This is a genomic window from Halobellus ordinarius (genome assembly GCF_031823395.1).
Lineage (GTDB): Archaea > Halobacteriota > Halobacteria > Halobacteriales > Haloferacaceae > Haloquadratum > Haloquadratum ordinarius.
Genome location: NZ_JAVQKJ010000009.1, coordinates 135,265 through 150,696, shown reverse-complemented (window position 1 = coordinate 150,696; position 15,432 = coordinate 135,265). Strand labels below are relative to the sequence as shown.

Here is a 15,432-nt window from a genome sequence, read left to right as displayed (position 1 = left end):
CCGTCCTCACCCTATCCGTCCCGAACCGTGACCCACAGATGGACTTCCCGGTAGGCAGTCTCGACGCTCGGCGACGACGGCGGCGCCTCCTTGTAGAGGAGATACGTCAAGCGCAGCCGTTCGCCGGTCATCGTCGGCTCGATCCGATGCGGCCGGTGCCACGTCTCGTTGTGTTCCAGTCGTGGGGTGAACGTCCGGAGTCTGTCTTCTTCGAGGACCGTCGTGGAGTTGTTCGCGACCTCGACGCGCTGGAGCAACACGACGACGGAGTACTGTTCGGGCTGGTGTTCCTGGTTGCCGACGCCGACCACAAGCGACGCCGGTTCGCCGCGGACGAGTTCCTCGGGGTAGTTGTCCGCGACGAGTTCGCCGTCCTCGCCGTCGGTGAGGAGATACAGTTCGCTGAATGACTCGCCCGTCTTCGGCACCGCGACGGCGTAGCCGACGCTCGCGGTCGCCAGAAGGACGCTCGCCACGAGGAGGACGTTCAGCGCGGCGTCGGTCCGCGAGTCCGGCTCGAACAGTTCGGCGGCCGCAGTTTCGAGCCACTGACGATACGGAACCACGAGGCGCTCGTCTTCGGGGAGTTGCTTCCGGCGGGCGGCCGCCACGGCGACGGCGACGACGGTGAACCCGCTCACCGTGACGAGAATCGGGACCAGGCGGATCCCCCACGGCGTGAAGTTGAGGACGAGGCCGAGTAGCGGGACGATCGCGATGCTCGTCCCGAACGAGAGCGCGACACGTTCGATGCCGTCGATCCCGCGCTCCGTGACGGAGTCTGCGGCGGCGTCCGCATCCTCGGTGTTCTCGTCGTTCTCCGGTGACGCGCCCGCTTCCGGGAAGAGCGCTGCGATGAAGGCATAGCCCGGAATGAACAGCACGAACGGGAGCCCGAAGACGACTCTGAGCGGGGTGTCGCTGAGTCCCGGGATGAGTGTAGAGAGTAACTGAAGAGCGACAACGGCGAGCACCGCGGCGAGGTCGGCCGGCAGCGTCCGAACCGGTTCAGGAAAGTAAAGCCGCCAGTGTTCGCGTCCCGCCATCTACCTCGGATTACCTGTCGGGCTACAAAAATCAGTTGTTCGAAAGGAACGGCGCTGTGAGTTCCGGTGACGATACTGTGGTGCGGTCACTGTCCTGTTTCCGCGTCTATCAGCGCCCGTGCGTCCGCCAGAAGCGACTCTGCGTCGTCGTCGCTCACCGCGAGGCCGCTGTATGCGGCCTTCTCGTATCCTTTCGTCAGCGCTTCGAGCGGCTCGCGATCGACGCCTGCGTGAGCGACGGAGCGGTCGTAAAACTCCCAGTGAGTGGCCGCGGAGTCGACGTCGACGGTTTCGGCCAGCGTTTCCCGGACCCCCCCGTACGCGGTTACGACCGCGTCGTTCGGTCGGCCCGCCGACAGCGCGTCTGCAGCGGACTCAAGCGCCGACTTTGAGACATCCGGTGACGCCGGCTCCGGCGGTGCTGGTTCGTCGGGTTCGGCAGCGTCCGCCGCTTCTTCCACGACGGGCTCTGGAACTGCTTCGTCGCCATCCCGATAACGGACGCCAGCGGCGACGAGGGCGAGAACGGCCGCGCCGGAAAGGATCCAGACGAGCGTGGCCGGATCGAACGGCAGCCACTCGGCCTCGCTCGGCGCTCCGTCCCCATCGTCGCTGCTGCTCGCATCTTCTGCGCTCGCCTCCAGCAGATCGAGACGCGTCGACGCCGTCGCGGATTCGAGGTTCGTGCCGCCCCCGTCGAACGCGACCGTGACGGACGCGTTCTCACGGCTCACGTTCGACGGCAGCGCGATCGTCGTCCGGTAAGCGCCCGAGGCGCCCGTCGTCGCCGTCCCGAGCGACTGGTTAGCGACCGTGATCGTGATCGGCTGGCCAGCTACCGGTTCGTCCTCGACGGTCGTCAGTTGCCCCTCGACGAGGATCGATCCGTCGGGGCGCTCCTGTGCGCGGACATCGAGAGTCGTCGCCTCGGCGGCGATCGAGACGGTCGCCGTCGCTGGCGCGACTCGGACGGCGCGATCGTCGCGCTCGGCACCGATGCGGACCTCGGCGGATCCTGTTGAGACATCCGCCGGAACGGTCCCGGCGAGCGTCGACGCGCCGCTTTCGTTCGTCGTCGCCGTCGAAAGCGGTCGCCCGGCAAGTGCAGCAGTCAGCGGGTAATTCGGGACTGCCGTCCCGTTCACCGCGACGGTCGCACGAACCGAGATCGGGTCCGCGTAGCCGTATTCCGACGCGGAGAGTCCCGCCGTACGGACTGTCGCGGTTTCCTGTGACACCGTGACCGGAAGCGTCCGTTCGGTCTGCCTGTAGACCGACGTCGGTGCGGGCTGATAGGCGACGGTGAGTTCCGAGGCGTTCGCCGGCACCGACGTCGGCCGGTACGTGAACTCGAAGTCGCCATCGGGGCCGACCGCAGTCTGGACGGTTTGCTCGCCGACGGCAAAGCGGGCTTGCGTAGTATCGACCGGCGTCCCGTTGGCCGTTTCGAGCGTCCCGGAGACCTCTAACGGGCGCGTGAAGGCGATTTCGCGGTCGTACGAGCGGACGACGAGCCGCGTCTCGACGAACTCGGCGGCGACGACCGCGTCCCGCCGCTCGGAGATATCTGACTGGATCTCCGAAAGTACGGTGCTACTTTCGTCGAGGTCCCCGTCGGTGGTGTTCGAGATCCCCTCGTAGGCGTCGAGCAGTCGACCCGACTGCGACTCGCCGTCTTCGGCCAGCCGTGCCAGACGACGGGCGAGTTCGCGACTGCGCTCAGTGTCGTTGGCCTGCGCCGCCGCCTCGTACTCGCGTCGCGTCTCGCGGAACTCTCGAACGGTATCGACGTACTCGCGTTGAGTCTCCCCAACGGTCCGGTACTCGTCGCCAGCGCCGTCGCCGCCGGTTTCCGCATCGACGTCGACGTACTTGGTCAGCGAGTCATCGTACTCATCGCCCAACGCGGCTTTGGCGGCCTCGTACTCGCTCTGGCTGAGTTGGGCGGTGCTCGTTCCGATCCGCCCGTTCAGGTCGCCGGAGAGATACGAGACGAGTCGGTCGAGGCGGTTCTCGCCGTCGACTTCCTCGGGGTCCTCGTGGAGGACGGTCGTGTTGTTGTCCGTGTCCTCGTCGGCCTGGAGCGGTTGGGTGGCTGTTCCGAGAGATGCTGTCTGCTGCGGTTGGACCGAATCAGCGGGTGGTGCTGCGCTCGCTGCACCCGAAACGGTCCCAGCGGGGATCGCCACGACAGCACTCACGGCTACGAGGAGCGTCAGAAGTAGCCGACCCCATCCCCCCGGATATCCGCTCACTGGCGGAACCAGTGGGGCGATCCTAAAGGACCTTCGCATTCGGCTGACAGCTTCGGGTCGACCCCCCGGGAACGCAAACATTCAACTTCGGTGCCACAAATCGGACAAACAATGCGTCCGACCCGCCGGTGGGGCCTGCTCGCGGGGGCCGCCTGTTTCTTCGCCGTCTTCGCGGTGGTTCTCGGAGCGCCGACGCCGTTCTTTGCGGCCGGCGGACTCGTCGCGTGGCTCGTAATCGCCCAGGTAAACGCAGTCCGAACGATGCAGACGGTCGATGGATCGCTCGCGGCGAGCACGACGATCAGCGACACCAGCGTGTCCGTCGGCGACCGGGCCGCGGTGACGGTGACCGCGTCGCTACCGACGCCGCTCGAAGCGCCCATCGAGATCGAACTCGTCGCGCCGCCGAGCGTTTCCGGTCCCGAGCGGACCCAGCGGACGGTGACTATCGAGCCGGGGGAACGGTCCGGCTCGACGACGGCGAGCGTCACGTTCCCGATCGCCGGCCGGATCGCGTTCGAGACGCTCCGGGTGACGGTCGAGGACCAGCACGGGTACTTTACGGAGACGATCACCATCGACGTCGACGCGACGTGTCTCGTCTCGGCACCGTCGCCCGGCGATATTCACGTCGGGCAGGGCGGGCGATCGGTCGGCACGATGTTCGGGAGCCACTCGACGGACCAGACCGGGCCCGGACTGGTCCCCTACCAGACCCGGGAGTATGTCACGGGGGACACCCTCGCGCAGGTCGACTGGAAGACGACCGCCCGGATGAACGACCTGTACATCCGGGAGTTCGAGTCCGAATCCGACTACCTCCTCTCGCTGGTCGTCGACGCCGGGGCGGGGATGAACGTCGGCCCCGACGGCCGGACGAAACACGCCTACGCCCGTGAGATCGCACTCAGTTGTCTCCACGCGGCCGAATCGTACAGCGACCCGGTCGCTGCCCGACTCGTCGTCGACGACGGAACGGCCTGGGCGCTGGGGCCCTCGGCGTCCACCGACGCCTACCGGCAGATCCGCCAGCAGCTCCTCGATTCGGACCCGAGAGCGGGTGTCGATCGATCGGTGGATCCGGGACAACCAGTCGGACAGCCCGAGGCGCGGACACGCCGGCAGCGACTCGACGACGACTCGCCGTTCGCGACGGTTCTCCGTCCGTTCTTCGCCGAAACGGCGACGTACGTCTCCCGCGTCAGCGACCGCCCTCTCTTCGACGCGGTCAAGACGGCGTGCGGCGATGCCGACCGCCAGCACCACCTGGTCCTCGTCACCGACGACTCGGCGAAAGTCGAGACCTACGAGGCAGCCGCCCTCGCGGCCGAACAGAGCCGGCGGACGAGCGTCTTTCTCACGCCGACGGTGCTGTTCGAGAGCGCGGGAAGGGCCTCTGACAACTTCGTCGAGTTCGAGGAGTTCCGGAAGCGACTCGACCACCTGCCGAACGTCACCGCATACGAGATTGCCCCGCGAGACGCCGTCGAGCGAGCGACGACCGAACTGGCCGCCGTGGCGGGTGAGCCATAATGGCGGCGTCGGGATTGACGTCGCTGTACGATGCGTTGCGGGCGAATACGCTGACGACGCTCGACGGCGTCGGCGTGGTGCTTCTCACAGCCGTGCTGCTGGCCGTACACGGCGTGTGGGGATTCGTTGCCGGCGTGGCTGTACTCGGGGCGGCAGCCGTGTGGTCCGGCGGAGCCGCGTTCGTCCTCGCGCAACTGTTCGTCATTTCGCTTGTGCCTGCGGGCGCCACCTGGACGGTTGTCGGCACACAGGTCGCGGCGTTCTTCCTGCTTGCGAGCGTCGCCGCCGGGTGGCCGCCACGATGGCGTCGGCTCGGCGAACTGGCACTCGCATATCCCGTCGCCCTCGGGCTGGTGTGGATCCTCCAGGCGAACCTCCGGTGGCTGTGGCAGTCGGCGCTGGTGCTCGTCGTGGCGGCGGCGACGATCGCGTACGCGCTCCACCGGTACGAACGCGTCGCCCTCGGACTCGTCGCCGGGGAGGTGGAGCGATAATGGCCGGAGAGACCCGAGAGGACCGCGCGGAGAGCCGGCAGCGTTCCCCCGACGGATCGTTCCCGGCCGACGCGGACGGCGACCGCGACGAGCCCAGCGAGGTCGACGAACTGCGTCGCGAGAACGCCCGCCTCAGACGGCGCTACGACAGCCTCCGGCGGGGGCAGTATCGGAAGACTGCCGTCGCACTGGCTGGACTCGGGATGGCCAGCCTCGTCGGCGCCGTCCTCTTTCCGCCCGTCCGCGACGTCCTGGTCGTGCTCGGTGCGATCGGGCTGTTCGCCGCGGTCGTGACGCGCTACCTCACGCCCGAGCAGTTCATCCCGGTCGAGGTCGGGGCGACCGTCTTCGAGGCGCACGCGGCGAACCACGCCGCGATCGTCGACGAACTCGGACTGCAGGACAACGCGGTGTACGCTCCCGATCCCGAGCGGGAGGCGGTTCGGCTGTTCGTCCCGGAACATCGCGCGTACACCCTTCCGGAACCGGTCGATCTCCGCGAGACGTTCGTGGTGACCGACGACGAGACGCAGCGCGGGGTCGCCTTCGATCCGAGCGGTGCCGGACTCTTCGCGGAGTTCGAGCGGAGCCGGGACGGCCCGCTCGGCGAGACGCCGGCGACGCTGGCCCGCCAGTCCACCGACGCACTCGTCGAACTCTTCGAGCTCGTCGAGTCGGCGACCGCGGAGACGGACGCCGAGGACGGCCGGCTGACCGTCAGCGTCGGCGAGTGTCGGTTCGGCGCGGCAGCGACCTTCGACACGCCGGTCGCGTCGTTCCTGAGCGTGACCGTCGCTCGCGGCCTCGATACGCCGGTCACGACGGAGGTAACGCCTGTGGACGATGGGGACTTCGCGGTGACGTGTCGGTGGGAGCCCGACGAGGTCGAACCGTCTAAAGAGGACAAGCGAGCGAACGACGTCGAACGGCCGAGCGACAGCGCTTCGGACGAGACTGCTGTGTAACGGACTCCTCCCGACGCAACTCCCCTGCGATCAATCGTCGTCGTTTGCCGCCGAGGGCGGCGTCGGCTCGCTCAGTTCCGCTTCCGGCGTGGGCACGGTCTCGACGATCTCGTCGACGAGGTCGCGGGGGTCGCGGCCGCTGAGTTCCGACTCCGTATCGAGGACGAGTCGGTGCGAGAGGACGGGGAGTGCGAGTCGTTTGATGTCGGCCGGGATCACGTACCCACGGCCGCGGATCGCCGCGGCGGCCTTCCCGGAGTGGAGGAACGCGAGCGACGCACGCGGGGAGGCGCCGTACTCGACCGCTGCGTGCTCGCGTGTGGCGGCGACAAGGTCCAGAATGTACTCGTAGACCTTGTCGTCGACGTGGACCTCCTCGACCTCGCGACGCGCCACGTCGATATCCTCGACGTCGACGACCTCGGTGATGTCCGCGGGCGTGAGCGACGGCGCGCGGTCGAACCGTTCCAGGACCTCCCGTTCGTCCGGCCGTCGCGGCAGGTCGACGACGACCTTGAACTGGAAGCGGTCCCGCTGTGCCTCCGGGAGCGCGAAGGTGCCCTCGTACTCGATGGGGTTCTGTGTCGCGACGACGAGAAACGGGTCCGGCAGATCGAGCGTCTCGCCCTCGATGGTCGCCTGCCGTTCCTCCATCGCCTCCAGGAGCGCGGACTGGGTCTTCGGCGTCGCGCGGTTGATCTCGTCGGCGAGGACGACGTTCGCGAAGACGGGGCCGCGCTGGAGGTCGAACTCGCCGACGCTCTCGCGGTAGATGTGCGTCCCCGTGATATCCGCCGGCAGCACGTCGGGCGTCATCTGGATCCGCGAGTATTTGAGACTCGCCGCCTGTGCAAAGAGGTTCGCGATCGTCGTCTTGGCCACCCCGGGAACCCCCTCCAGGAGGACGTGACCGTCGGTCAAAAGCGCGATCGTGAGCGCCTCGATCGCGTCCTCGTTACCGACCAGTAGCTGCGACACCTCGTCTCGGATCGCTGTGTAGATCTCTTCGCTCGACGTCATCGTGAAGTGAATCGGACGGTGCTCGGAGTCCCCTTCCCCCCTAGCAGTATCCGTTATCTGTTCCTGACGGACCGGATACATATAAGTGCGCCTTTCCGACGGGCGCCGGCGTGGGAGTTTCGCAGGTCGATCCCGTCGTTGGATGGTCACTCTCGGTCGAGGTCCGCACGGCGCGAAACGACCGCGAGCGCCCCGAGAACCGTCGTACCGACGAGGAACTGCAGCACCGGCGAATCCCGGAGGGCAAACAGCGCGACCTGCAGGGGTGGTCGTTCCTCGACGTGGGAGTAATCCAGGAGGACCGTCTCGTGAGGCCCCAGGAGCGCCGTCGCGAACGCCCGGTTGTCGGGGCGGTCGAGCATCGAGTTGATGAACACGCTCGGATCACTGAGGACGACGACCGTGCCGGCACCGACCGGTTCGGCGGTCACGACCGGGTACGACCGGAGCGTCTCGTTGCCGTCGAGTTCGCCGTTCCCGTTGCGGTCGCGGTACGAGAAGTTCGAGGAGCGAACGAGGGCCGCGCTGCCGTTCGGCCTCACCGTCCCCGGGTAGTTCAGCGTCAGTTGGTCGACGCCCTCGGTGTAGGGATCCGTCGTGGTTCGAGTGGCGACCGGCAGCGCTCCTGCCCTGTAGTTGTGCCGTTCGTCACGCAGCGGCGTCGCGTTCACCCGCGCCGAGGCGCCGATCCGGTCGAGCAGGGCGTTGCTGTGGGGTCTGAAGTCCTCCGCGACGACGAGCGTGCCGCCCTCGCGGACGAACGACGCGACGCGGGCCGCTTCGGCGTCGGTGTAGGCGGTCTCGGGCGAGACGACGATCGCGATCGAGTCTCCGGGGTCGACATCGGCGTATTCGGTCGTGCTGTAGGCGACGGTGGTTTCGGTTCCCGTGTCGGTGGCGACCGCCCGGACTCCTGAAGCGCCGTCCCACTCGGGATTGAACGTACCGTACGGCTGCGCGGAGGTGCTCGCGCCGACGCCGACACCGAGGAGCAACGCCAGGAGGAGGCCGACGGCCAGCAGGTGGGGGTAGCCGATTTTCCGGGGCCCGAGTCGCACTCAGATCACCCCCGGCGGGAGGATCGCGAGGATCTCTCTGATGACGATGTAACTGAAGACCAAGAGACCGGCGCCGATGAGCCACCGGAGCCGACGCCGCCAGGCGGGGGTCACGGCGATGGGCGCGGTGAGTTCGACGACGACGAGAAAGCCGATGAGCGAGACGACGAAGACCAGTTCATACGAGAGGGAATCGAGCAGAACGAGTACGAGCGTCGCGCCGAGCATCCACGCCAGTTGGGCGCGGACGAACCGTTCGCGGCGGGCCGTCGCCATACGTCGTGGTTCGGCGCAGGGGTAACGAAACTGTCGCTTGGGTGGTACCACCACTGAGTTCGGATCGAGACCGGCGGGAAGCAAACGCTGTCGGAGACGACTACTGTTCGGGATTCAGGTCTGCAGGAGTCGGTACCCTGATAACGAACGCTTCTCCACAGCTACCCAATGTGGCCCTGGGGACACGCGGCTGTCGGGTATCTGCTGTACGCGTCGTTCGTACGCCTCTCCCATCGGAAACTCCCGAGTGAGGCCGCCACGGTCACGCTCGCGATCGCGACGCAGTTGCCCGATCTGATCGACAAGCCGCTGGCGTACTCGTTTGTGCTGCCCGAGGGGCGGTCGCTCGCGCACTCGGTGTTGTTTGCGGTGCCGCTGTGTGCGCTCGTGTGGTATTTCGTCGATCAGGAGGATCGGTACGTCCGCGAGGCGTTCGTCGTCGGGTACGCCTCGCATCTGTTGGCCGATAGTTACGGCGTGCTTTTGGCTGGGCGGTTCAGTCGGGCGTCGTTTCTGCTGTGGCCGATCCTGCCGTCGCCCGATTACCCGACGGAGAGTTTTGCAGGGCACTGGGACAAACTGATCGGGACGCTGTCGTCGGTGAGGGTCGATGGGGTGCTGGCGGGGCAGTTGCCTGCGGTCGTCTGGCAGGCGCTGCTGGCTGTGGGAATCGCGCTGCTGTGGGTGCTGGACGGGATGCCGGGGGTACGGTACGTGTTCGCGTGGGTTCGCAACCGGTCGTGAAGCCGTCAGTGTTCCGAGTGTGGCGCAGCGCCGTTCACACCGGCACTGTGGCGACCGTATCTTGCTGTGGGAGTATTGTTGGGGATTGTTGATCTGCTCACCGTCGGACTCGCAGTCGCCAATCGGCGGTGAGCAACTGGGACTGTTTTTCAGGGCGCCTCTCATACGTCAAGTCGAATGGCTCCCGCGATCGCGCACTTTCTTGTCGGCGCATCGCTGTTGTTAGTAGGCACTATCCCGTTCACACTCAGAGGCGATATCGATCGAGAGGACACTCTCTTGGTAGTTCCCCTCGGCGGCATCTGGGGGATTGTCCCGGATTTCCACCACATCGCACCCGTCGGTCGCGACACACTGTATGCGGTCCACAACTCGTCGTGGGTCGAAGTGTTCGCACTCCATTATTCGCTCGACCGCACGATGATTCGTCTGTTGTACCACGAAAGTGTCTTCGCTGCGATTGCCCTGTTCACCATCTCGGTTGCTGTCGTCTGGCTGACGGGCCGAATACGAGATAGCGGGATCACCGCACAGGAGCCATACCACAGAGTGGTTGCGAGTGCGGGTGCGACGCTGTTCGCGGCGGGATTTGCCACACTCGTTTTCGGAGTCAGTCTCAGCATCCAGCAACTCCTGCCAGCGATTGCGGCGCTTCACGGAGAGACTGGCGTACTCGCCGGTGGGTTGTTTGTTTTGCTCTATGGGTTCGGCTTCGGAATCTGTGAGGCGCTCGGACTCGAATGGCTCCTCCCCGAGACGGCTCTCCGTGTGCCTCTTCGAGCCGGGACAGCTGCGGCTGGTGGCGGCGGTGTCGTCTGGCTCGGTGGTGTTGTGATCGGGATTCCCGTTCTCGGTGGGGGAACGATCCCGTTGCTACACTGGGGCGCTCTGGTCAGCCTCGTGTTGTATGGCGGCGTTTTCGGGAGCGTGTACGCGACCGTCCGCGGAGCGTTCCTGTGACCGTACTGGCGGCAAAGTGGAATTCCGTGAAGGCTTTTTCACGGTATATACGGGTATTGATGCGGTTATCGCATAATCACGAGCAGTTTCACGTTTGTGATCGGTGGTACAATATCTTGGAATATGATATTTCAAAATATGATTATTCAGAATATTTTTATTGGTGGCACGTCAACTCCAAGTTATGACCGGCTTCGTTGATCGAACCGAAGAGCTCAGTCGGCTTCACGATCTCTTCGATACTGAGAGTGCTGAGCTTGGAGTCGTGTATGGCCGTCGCCGACTGGGAAAAACACGATTAGTGAGAAACGCACTTGCGGGGCGTGACAACGCCGTCTATTATCAGGCGCGGCAAAAAACCCGGTCGCTTCAGCTCGAACAGTTCGTCACGAGGGCGGCTGAGACGTTCCCAGGAATCACGGATATCCGGCTCGAATGGGAGCGGTTGTTCCGCTATCTGGCCGACCACGACGCGATCGTCGTCCTCGACGAATTCCCATACTTGATCGAGCAGGACGAGAGTCTCCCGTCCGTATTGCAGGCGTTGTTCGACCACGAGTTCGACGAGTCACAAACGACGTTCGTTCTCGTCGGATCGTCGATCAGTATGATGGAAGAGGCGACGCTTCTCGGCGATAGCCCGTTGTACGGACGTATGTCACTGAAGCTTGATATCCGGCAACTCCCGTTCGACGCCGCGGTCGAGTTCCTCCCGGACGATATCTCAGCAGACACTGCCATACGTGCCTGGAGTGTGTTCGGCGGGATTCCCTACTACCTTGAGGAACTCGACCCGGACCGGTCACTCGGTGAGAACATCCAGCGATCGATCCTCACACGACACGGGTCCCTCCATAACGAACCGGAACATATCCTTCGAATGGAGTTACAGAACCCGACTCGCTATTTTTCAATTCTCGAAGCGATCGCTGGCGGTGCGGTCTCGCGGAACGAGATCGCGGGGACGACCGGCATCGAGTACAATCAACTCTCGACGTATCTGGACCGGCTCACGCGGCTACGTCTCATCGAGCGTCGCGTCCCCGTCACAGAAACACCCGAGCGGTCCAAACGAAGCCAGTATCGGCTCACGGATCCGCTGTTCCGATTCTGGTTCCGGTTCCTGTACGGCAGCGCGGAGCGCTACGACCAGTTCGGTACGGATGCATATGACCGACTAGTCGGTCCGGAAATGGCCGATTTTGTCGCGCCAACCTTCGAGCAACTGTGTTGTTCCGCGTTGTGGACGCTGTACGAGCAGACACCGATCGTCGATGTCGGACAGTGGTGGTATCAAGACCACGAGATCGATGTCGTCGGTCTCACTGATGGGCAGACACTCGTCGTCGGCGAGTGCAAGTATCAGAACTCACCCACGGACTACAGCGCTCTCACTTCGCTGGAAACACAAACTGAAGAACTTCGCTGGACGCCACCAGACGGCGGCACACGAACAGTTCAGTACGCGCTGTTCTCACGGAACGGCTTCACACACGACGTTCGTGAGGCGGCCGCAGAACGCGATGATCTCCGTCTCTATACAATCGCTGATGTCGTCGCTGCGCAACGAACGTGAAAACTGCACGTCGGTTTGCTTCCTCGGAACCCGTATGCTCGTGACAAACTCACCGTGAGGAAGTCAGGCTCGGATCGCGGATCGACGGCGTGAGCGACTTGAGACTGAATTCCGATTTCCCGCAGTAGCGTTCGGCGAGCGACGCCAGCGCTTTCGTTCGGAGGATGTCTGCGAGGTTGTGTGCGAGCAACGGCTCGAAGGCGCCGGTCTCGAACGCTGTCACGGCTTCGCGGCTCTCCGCGAACGGATCTTCGTCGCCGAGGTCGCCGCCGATCAGGGCCTCGTAGGCACTCACCAGATCGTTCCGCTCGTCGCCGTCGACGGTCGTGTTGAACCGGCTCCGGATGAGCGGTAGGATATCTGCGTACGGAAGCCCGTCGAACGGCCACGCGAGATCCTGTTGTGAGTACCTCGTCCTGAGGAAAGGGAGGTCGAATCCGCCGTTGAACCGATCCCCGTTGTACGCGACGAGCAAGTACTCCCGCGGGGCGACTGCCTCCTCGACGAACGCGGCGACTGCGGCGAGTACCGCGTGTTCGCTTTTGTGCGTGCTGAGTCGGACTTCGGTATCGAATCGGTCCCCGAGTGCAGTTTCGAGTTCCGCTTGCTCTGCGGTTCGATCACCCGTCTGTAGAAACACTCGAGCCCCGAGAGGCAGTGCGAACCCGACGACAGTCACGCGCGCCGTCGTCTCGAAGCCCGTCGTCTCGATATCGAACGGGACGTGTGTCAGTCTCGTTCCCATCGTGACCACCCCGGGACTGCGGGCTGTCTGTTGTCGGCTGTTGGTGGGCTGTGCATATCGCTGTTGACGCGTGTCGGACCCATAAGCCGTCGTGTGGCGGTTCCGGAGTTCCGTAATGAGCTGTGATCGGAGTTCTGAAGCTCAATACTATAGTAGCGTTTGCAACTGATTGCTCATCCGATCGCACAACTGCGTGCGATCGTGTGAGTGAAGACTTGCAAACGCTACTATAGGAGTCGATCCGGAAACGGCTCTTCCGGAGTGGTTTCCGATATCGGCGAACAACCGGGATGCAAGAGGAGGTGCTGATGATTGCTCGTGGATGGTTGCTCCCAGACGCCTGAGTTGGCTTTTTGAAACCGGTAGTACCCCTACGCAAGCGTTTGAACAGTCGACATAGGGGGGAGTGGGTCACTACGGGCGACCAATCGTATTCGGGTTTCGGCTGAACTTCCTCCTCAAAAAAGCGCGTTTTACTTCCAGATCGTCCGGTAGCCAGCGTCACTGATGACGTCATTGGTCGTTATAATCGCATCCGTGTCTCGCGCCCGATGGCTGGCGACAATCAGGCCGTCGTGGATACTGAATTGGTCTCCCACCTGTGCATACTCGATCAGTTCCTCGTCAGCAACCGATGCTATCGAGACGGGGCCATTCCCAACGAGGGCTTGTCGGGCATCTTCCGGTGTTCCTGTGAGGGTGATCCCTCGAACATCCTTGTCTCGGGAGACGGAATAGAGCACTTCGGCGAGTGCCGTACTCGGTGCCTGGAGGACTGTTTCACCTGCCTCGGCTTCGGCGAACACTCGATCGGCTTCCCGTGGCAGTGCATCGACGAGATAGACCAAAAGCGAGACCGCATCGGTGGTGTACGTGGCCATCTCAGGCGTCCTCGTAGTTTCGGTCCCGACGATCACGAATTCGATCGGCCAACTCGTCGGCGATCGCTTCGCGTTTCTCCCGGGAGGTGTCATCGGGAACGAGCATTCCGCGGCCGCTGCTTCGAGTGCGTTTCTTCACGACGATCCCCTCGTCCGTGTCGATCCAGATAACCTCATCACCGGGCTCTAGACCGTATTTCTCGCGGAGACCCTTCGGAATCGTCGCCTGTCCCTTCTCTGTGACGCGCGTCGATTCACTCATAGTAGGTAATACCGTTCGTAATACCTTATCTATTTGGGGAAGTGCGGTGCCGTGACTGGAGAGGAGCAATCGAGAAACGTCGTCGTACGTGGGCGACGTCGTGACCGAAATCCGCGAAACAGGCCGCGATGGTCGTCCCGACGTACCCGCTGCCGATGACGGACAGATACATCAGCGAGAGGGTTTCCGGGTGTCGTAACAAGACATAACTGGGAGTACGGGTAGTACTTGCATACGAATGAAAGCCGTCGTACTCGCGGCCGGCGAGGGGACGCGACTGCGTCCGCTCACGGAGGACAAACCCAAGGGGATGGTCGAGGTCGACGGGCAGCCGATCTTGACGCACTGCTTCGACCAGCTCGTCGAGCTCGGCGCGGACGAACTCGTCGTGGTCGTGGGGTATCTGAAGCAGAAGATCATCGAACACTACGGAGATGCATACGAGGGCGTGCCGATCACCTACGCCCACCAGCGCGAACAGCAGGGACTGGCGCACGCGCTTTTGACTGTCGAGGAGCATATCGACGACGACTTTATGCTGATCTTGGGCGACAACATCTTCCGGGCGAATCTGGCGGACGTCGTGCGGCGGCAGCGCGAGGACCGGGCCGATGCCGCCTTCCTGGTCGAGGAGGTTCCCTGGGAGGAAGCGAGTCGGTACGGCGTGTGTGATACGAACAAGTACGGTGAAATAACCGATGTGGTGGAGAAGCCCGAGGATCCGCCGTCGAATCTGGTGATGACTGGCTTCTATACGTTCACGCCGGCGATCTTCCACGCGTGTCACCTGGTGCAGCCGTCGAATCGCGGGGAGTACGAGATTTCGGAGGCGATCGATCTGTTGATTCAGAGCGGGCGGACGATTGACGCGATCCCCTTAGACGGGTGGCGGATCGACATCGGATATCCCGAGGACCGCGAGGAAGCGGAGGCGCGGCTGAAGGGGGAGTTCGAGGACGGTGGTGCGGCCGTAGAGTCGAAGGACTGAGACCGTACGAATCGGCCGGTGACCCATCGAAGTAGTTCTTTTCCGTGTCGGTGGTCCGTGTTCGATGATGAGCGAGCGTTCGACGCGCGTGTACTCCCTCTGGCTCGTTCCCGCACCGGGAAGTTCGGCACGCCGCCGGCTCCAAGCGACGATCACGGGGCTCGCTGCGGAACACGAGGACGCACCGGTCTTCGAGCCACACGTGACGGTGACCGGCGGCATCAATGGCGAGCGTGCGGCGCTGAAGGAGACGACGCGAGCGCTTGCAACTCAGACGGACCCCCTGGAGCTGGCGTTCGAAAGCGTCCGCTGGTCGACGACACGGCATCAGTGCGTCTTCCTCCTCGTGGAACCGACACTGGCGTTGGTCGAACTGCGTCAATCGGCACGGGAGGCGGTTGGGAGACCGAATTCAGCGTACCATCCGCATCTCAGTCTCGTCTACAGCGAGATGGATCTCGCGGACCGACGCGACGTTGCGCAGTCGATCGATATGGCGACGCTTCCGAGCGACATCACGTGTCAGACGGTGGAACTCGTCGAGACGACAGGGTCAGAATCCGAGTGGGAGACGGTCGTCTCCGTTCTCCTGTCGAACCAGTGAGCTGCCGATGCATTCAGGACCGTCG

General features: G+C 64.0%; 16 protein-coding genes. 8 read left to right on the top strand and 8 right to left on the bottom strand.

Going from position 1 to position 15,432, the window contains the following annotated elements:
• Positions 1-11: 11 nt before the first annotated feature.
• Both RJT48_RS14770 and RJT48_RS14765 read right to left on the bottom strand, forming a co-directional pair.
• Positions 12-1,046, bottom strand: a complete 1,035-nt coding sequence (locus tag RJT48_RS14770; protein WP_311173106.1) for a DUF1616 domain-containing protein — start codon at positions 1,044-1,046, stop codon at positions 12-14.
• An 86-nt stretch (positions 1,047-1,132) separates the two neighbouring features.
• A complete protein-coding gene (locus tag RJT48_RS14765) occupies positions 1,133-3,301 on the bottom strand; it encodes a DUF4129 domain-containing protein (protein WP_311173105.1) in 2,169 nt (722 codons plus the stop codon).
• Positions 3,302-3,412: 111 nt separating this feature from the next.
• On the opposite strand from RJT48_RS14765, the gene RJT48_RS14760 reads away from it, so the two are divergent.
• The 3 genes from RJT48_RS14760 to RJT48_RS14750 are packed head-to-tail and all read left to right on the top strand — an operon-like array spanning position 3,413 to position 6,293.
• A complete protein-coding gene (locus tag RJT48_RS14760; protein ID WP_311173104.1) occupies positions 3,413-4,834 on the top strand; it encodes a DUF58 domain-containing protein in 1,422 nt (473 codons plus the stop codon).
• Complete coding sequence (locus RJT48_RS14755; protein WP_311173103.1) at positions 4,834-5,328, top strand: DUF8163 family membrane protein; 495 nt, start codon at positions 4,834-4,836, stop codon at positions 5,326-5,328. Before RJT48_RS14760 ends, RJT48_RS14755 begins: the two co-directional genes overlap by 1 nt.
• On the top strand, positions 5,328-6,293 hold the full coding sequence (locus RJT48_RS14750; protein WP_311173102.1) for a DUF7982 domain-containing protein: 966 nt from the start codon (positions 5,328-5,330) through the stop codon (positions 6,291-6,293). The genes RJT48_RS14755 and RJT48_RS14750 overlap by 1 nt, the downstream gene beginning before the upstream one ends.
• 30 nt (positions 6,294-6,323) lie before the next feature.
• On the opposite strand, the gene RJT48_RS14745 is transcribed toward RJT48_RS14750, so the two are convergent.
• The 3 genes from RJT48_RS14745 to RJT48_RS14735 all read right to left on the bottom strand — a co-directional run bounded on the left by RJT48_RS14745 (position 6,324) and on the right by RJT48_RS14735 (position 8,647).
• Positions 6,324-7,313 carry an AAA family ATPase gene (locus RJT48_RS14745; protein WP_311173101.1) on the bottom strand — a complete coding sequence of 330 codons (990 nt, stop codon included), beginning with the start codon at positions 7,311-7,313 and terminating at the stop codon, positions 6,324-6,326.
• Between the two features lie 146 nt (positions 7,314-7,459).
• A complete protein-coding gene (locus RJT48_RS14740; protein WP_311173100.1) occupies positions 7,460-8,371 on the bottom strand; it encodes a DUF4350 domain-containing protein in 912 nt (303 codons plus the stop codon).
• A complete protein-coding gene (locus RJT48_RS14735; RefSeq protein WP_311173099.1) occupies positions 8,372-8,647 on the bottom strand; it encodes a DUF8044 family membrane protein in 276 nt (91 codons plus the stop codon).
• A gap of 168 nt (positions 8,648-8,815) precedes the next feature.
• Here RJT48_RS14735 and RJT48_RS14730 point away from each other — a divergent pair, with 168 nt between their 5' ends.
• The 3 genes from RJT48_RS14730 (at position 8,816) to RJT48_RS14720 (ending at position 11,927) form a co-directional block, all read left to right on the top strand.
• Positions 8,816-9,391: a metal-dependent hydrolase gene (locus RJT48_RS14730; protein ID WP_311173098.1), complete on the top strand. Its 576-nt coding sequence runs from the start codon at positions 8,816-8,818 to the stop codon at positions 9,389-9,391.
• Between the two features lie 177 nt (positions 9,392-9,568).
• Entirely contained in the window at positions 9,569-10,351 is a 783-nt protein-coding gene (locus RJT48_RS14725; RefSeq protein WP_311173097.1) for a hypothetical protein, read from the top strand.
• 184 nt (positions 10,352-10,535) lie between these two features.
• Entirely contained in the window at positions 10,536-11,927 is a 1,392-nt protein-coding gene (locus tag RJT48_RS14720; RefSeq protein ID WP_311173096.1) for an ATP-binding protein, read from the top strand.
• Positions 11,928-11,976: 49 nt separating this feature from the next.
• On the opposite strand, the gene RJT48_RS14715 is transcribed toward RJT48_RS14720, so the two are convergent.
• From RJT48_RS14715 to RJT48_RS14705, 3 genes are all read right to left on the bottom strand, one after another.
• Positions 11,977-12,672 carry a hypothetical protein gene (locus tag RJT48_RS14715; protein ID WP_311173095.1) on the bottom strand — a complete coding sequence of 232 codons (696 nt, stop codon included), beginning with the start codon at positions 12,670-12,672 and terminating at the stop codon, positions 11,977-11,979.
• A gap of 473 nt (positions 12,673-13,145) precedes the next feature.
• The gene (locus tag RJT48_RS14710) at positions 13,146-13,553 is read right to left on the bottom strand and encodes a hypothetical protein (protein WP_311173094.1); all 408 of its coding nucleotides are present in this window, start codon (positions 13,551-13,553) and stop codon (positions 13,146-13,148) included.
• Position 13,554: 1 nt separating this feature from the next.
• Entirely contained in the window at positions 13,555-13,815 is a 261-nt protein-coding gene (locus RJT48_RS14705; protein ID WP_311173093.1) for an AbrB/MazE/SpoVT family DNA-binding domain-containing protein, read from the bottom strand.
• A 238-nt stretch (positions 13,816-14,053) separates the two neighbouring features.
• Here RJT48_RS14705 and aglF point away from each other — a divergent pair, with 238 nt between their 5' ends.
• Both aglF and RJT48_RS14695 read left to right on the top strand, forming a co-directional pair.
• Positions 14,054-14,803 (top strand): UTP--glucose-1-phosphate uridylyltransferase AglF, encoded by a 750-nt coding sequence (aglF, locus tag RJT48_RS14700; protein WP_311173092.1) that lies wholly within the window; start codon positions 14,054-14,056, stop codon positions 14,801-14,803.
• Positions 14,804-14,870: 67 nt separating this feature from the next.
• Positions 14,871-15,407, top strand: coding sequence for a 2'-5' RNA ligase family protein (locus RJT48_RS14695; protein ID WP_311173091.1), 537 nt, complete (start codon positions 14,871-14,873; stop codon positions 15,405-15,407).
• The last annotated feature ends 25 nt before the right edge of the window (positions 15,408-15,432 follow it).

Coding starts and splice junctions, on each gene's coding strand:
- RJT48_RS14770 (WP_311173106.1), bottom strand. CDS start 1,046: ATGGCGGGACGCGAACACTGGCGGCTTTACTTTCCTGAACCGGTTCGG.
- RJT48_RS14760 (WP_311173104.1), top strand. CDS start 3,413: ATGCGTCCGACCCGCCGGTGGGGCCTGCTCGCGGGGGCCGCCTGTTTC.
- RJT48_RS14755 (WP_311173103.1), top strand. CDS start 4,834: ATGGCGGCGTCGGGATTGACGTCGCTGTACGATGCGTTGCGGGCGAAT.
- RJT48_RS14750 (WP_311173102.1), top strand. CDS start 5,328: ATGGCCGGAGAGACCCGAGAGGACCGCGCGGAGAGCCGGCAGCGTTCC.
- RJT48_RS14745 (WP_311173101.1), bottom strand. CDS start 7,313: ATGACGTCGAGCGAAGAGATCTACACAGCGATCCGAGACGAGGTGTCG.
- RJT48_RS14735 (WP_311173099.1), bottom strand. CDS start 8,647: ATGGCGACGGCCCGCCGCGAACGGTTCGTCCGCGCCCAACTGGCGTGG.
- RJT48_RS14730 (WP_311173098.1), top strand. CDS start 8,816: ATGTGGCCCTGGGGACACGCGGCTGTCGGGTATCTGCTGTACGCGTCG.
- RJT48_RS14725 (WP_311173097.1), top strand. CDS start 9,569: ATGGCTCCCGCGATCGCGCACTTTCTTGTCGGCGCATCGCTGTTGTTA.
- RJT48_RS14720 (WP_311173096.1), top strand. CDS start 10,536: ATGACCGGCTTCGTTGATCGAACCGAAGAGCTCAGTCGGCTTCACGAT.
- RJT48_RS14715 (WP_311173095.1), bottom strand. CDS start 12,672: ATGGGAACGAGACTGACACACGTCCCGTTCGATATCGAGACGACGGGC.
- RJT48_RS14710 (WP_311173094.1), bottom strand. CDS start 13,553: ATGGCCACGTACACCACCGATGCGGTCTCGCTTTTGGTCTATCTCGTC.
- RJT48_RS14705 (WP_311173093.1), bottom strand. CDS start 13,815: ATGAGTGAATCGACGCGCGTCACAGAGAAGGGACAGGCGACGATTCCG.
- aglF (WP_311173092.1), top strand. CDS start 14,054: ATGAAAGCCGTCGTACTCGCGGCCGGCGAGGGGACGCGACTGCGTCCG.
- RJT48_RS14695 (WP_311173091.1), top strand. CDS start 14,871: ATGAGCGAGCGTTCGACGCGCGTGTACTCCCTCTGGCTCGTTCCCGCA.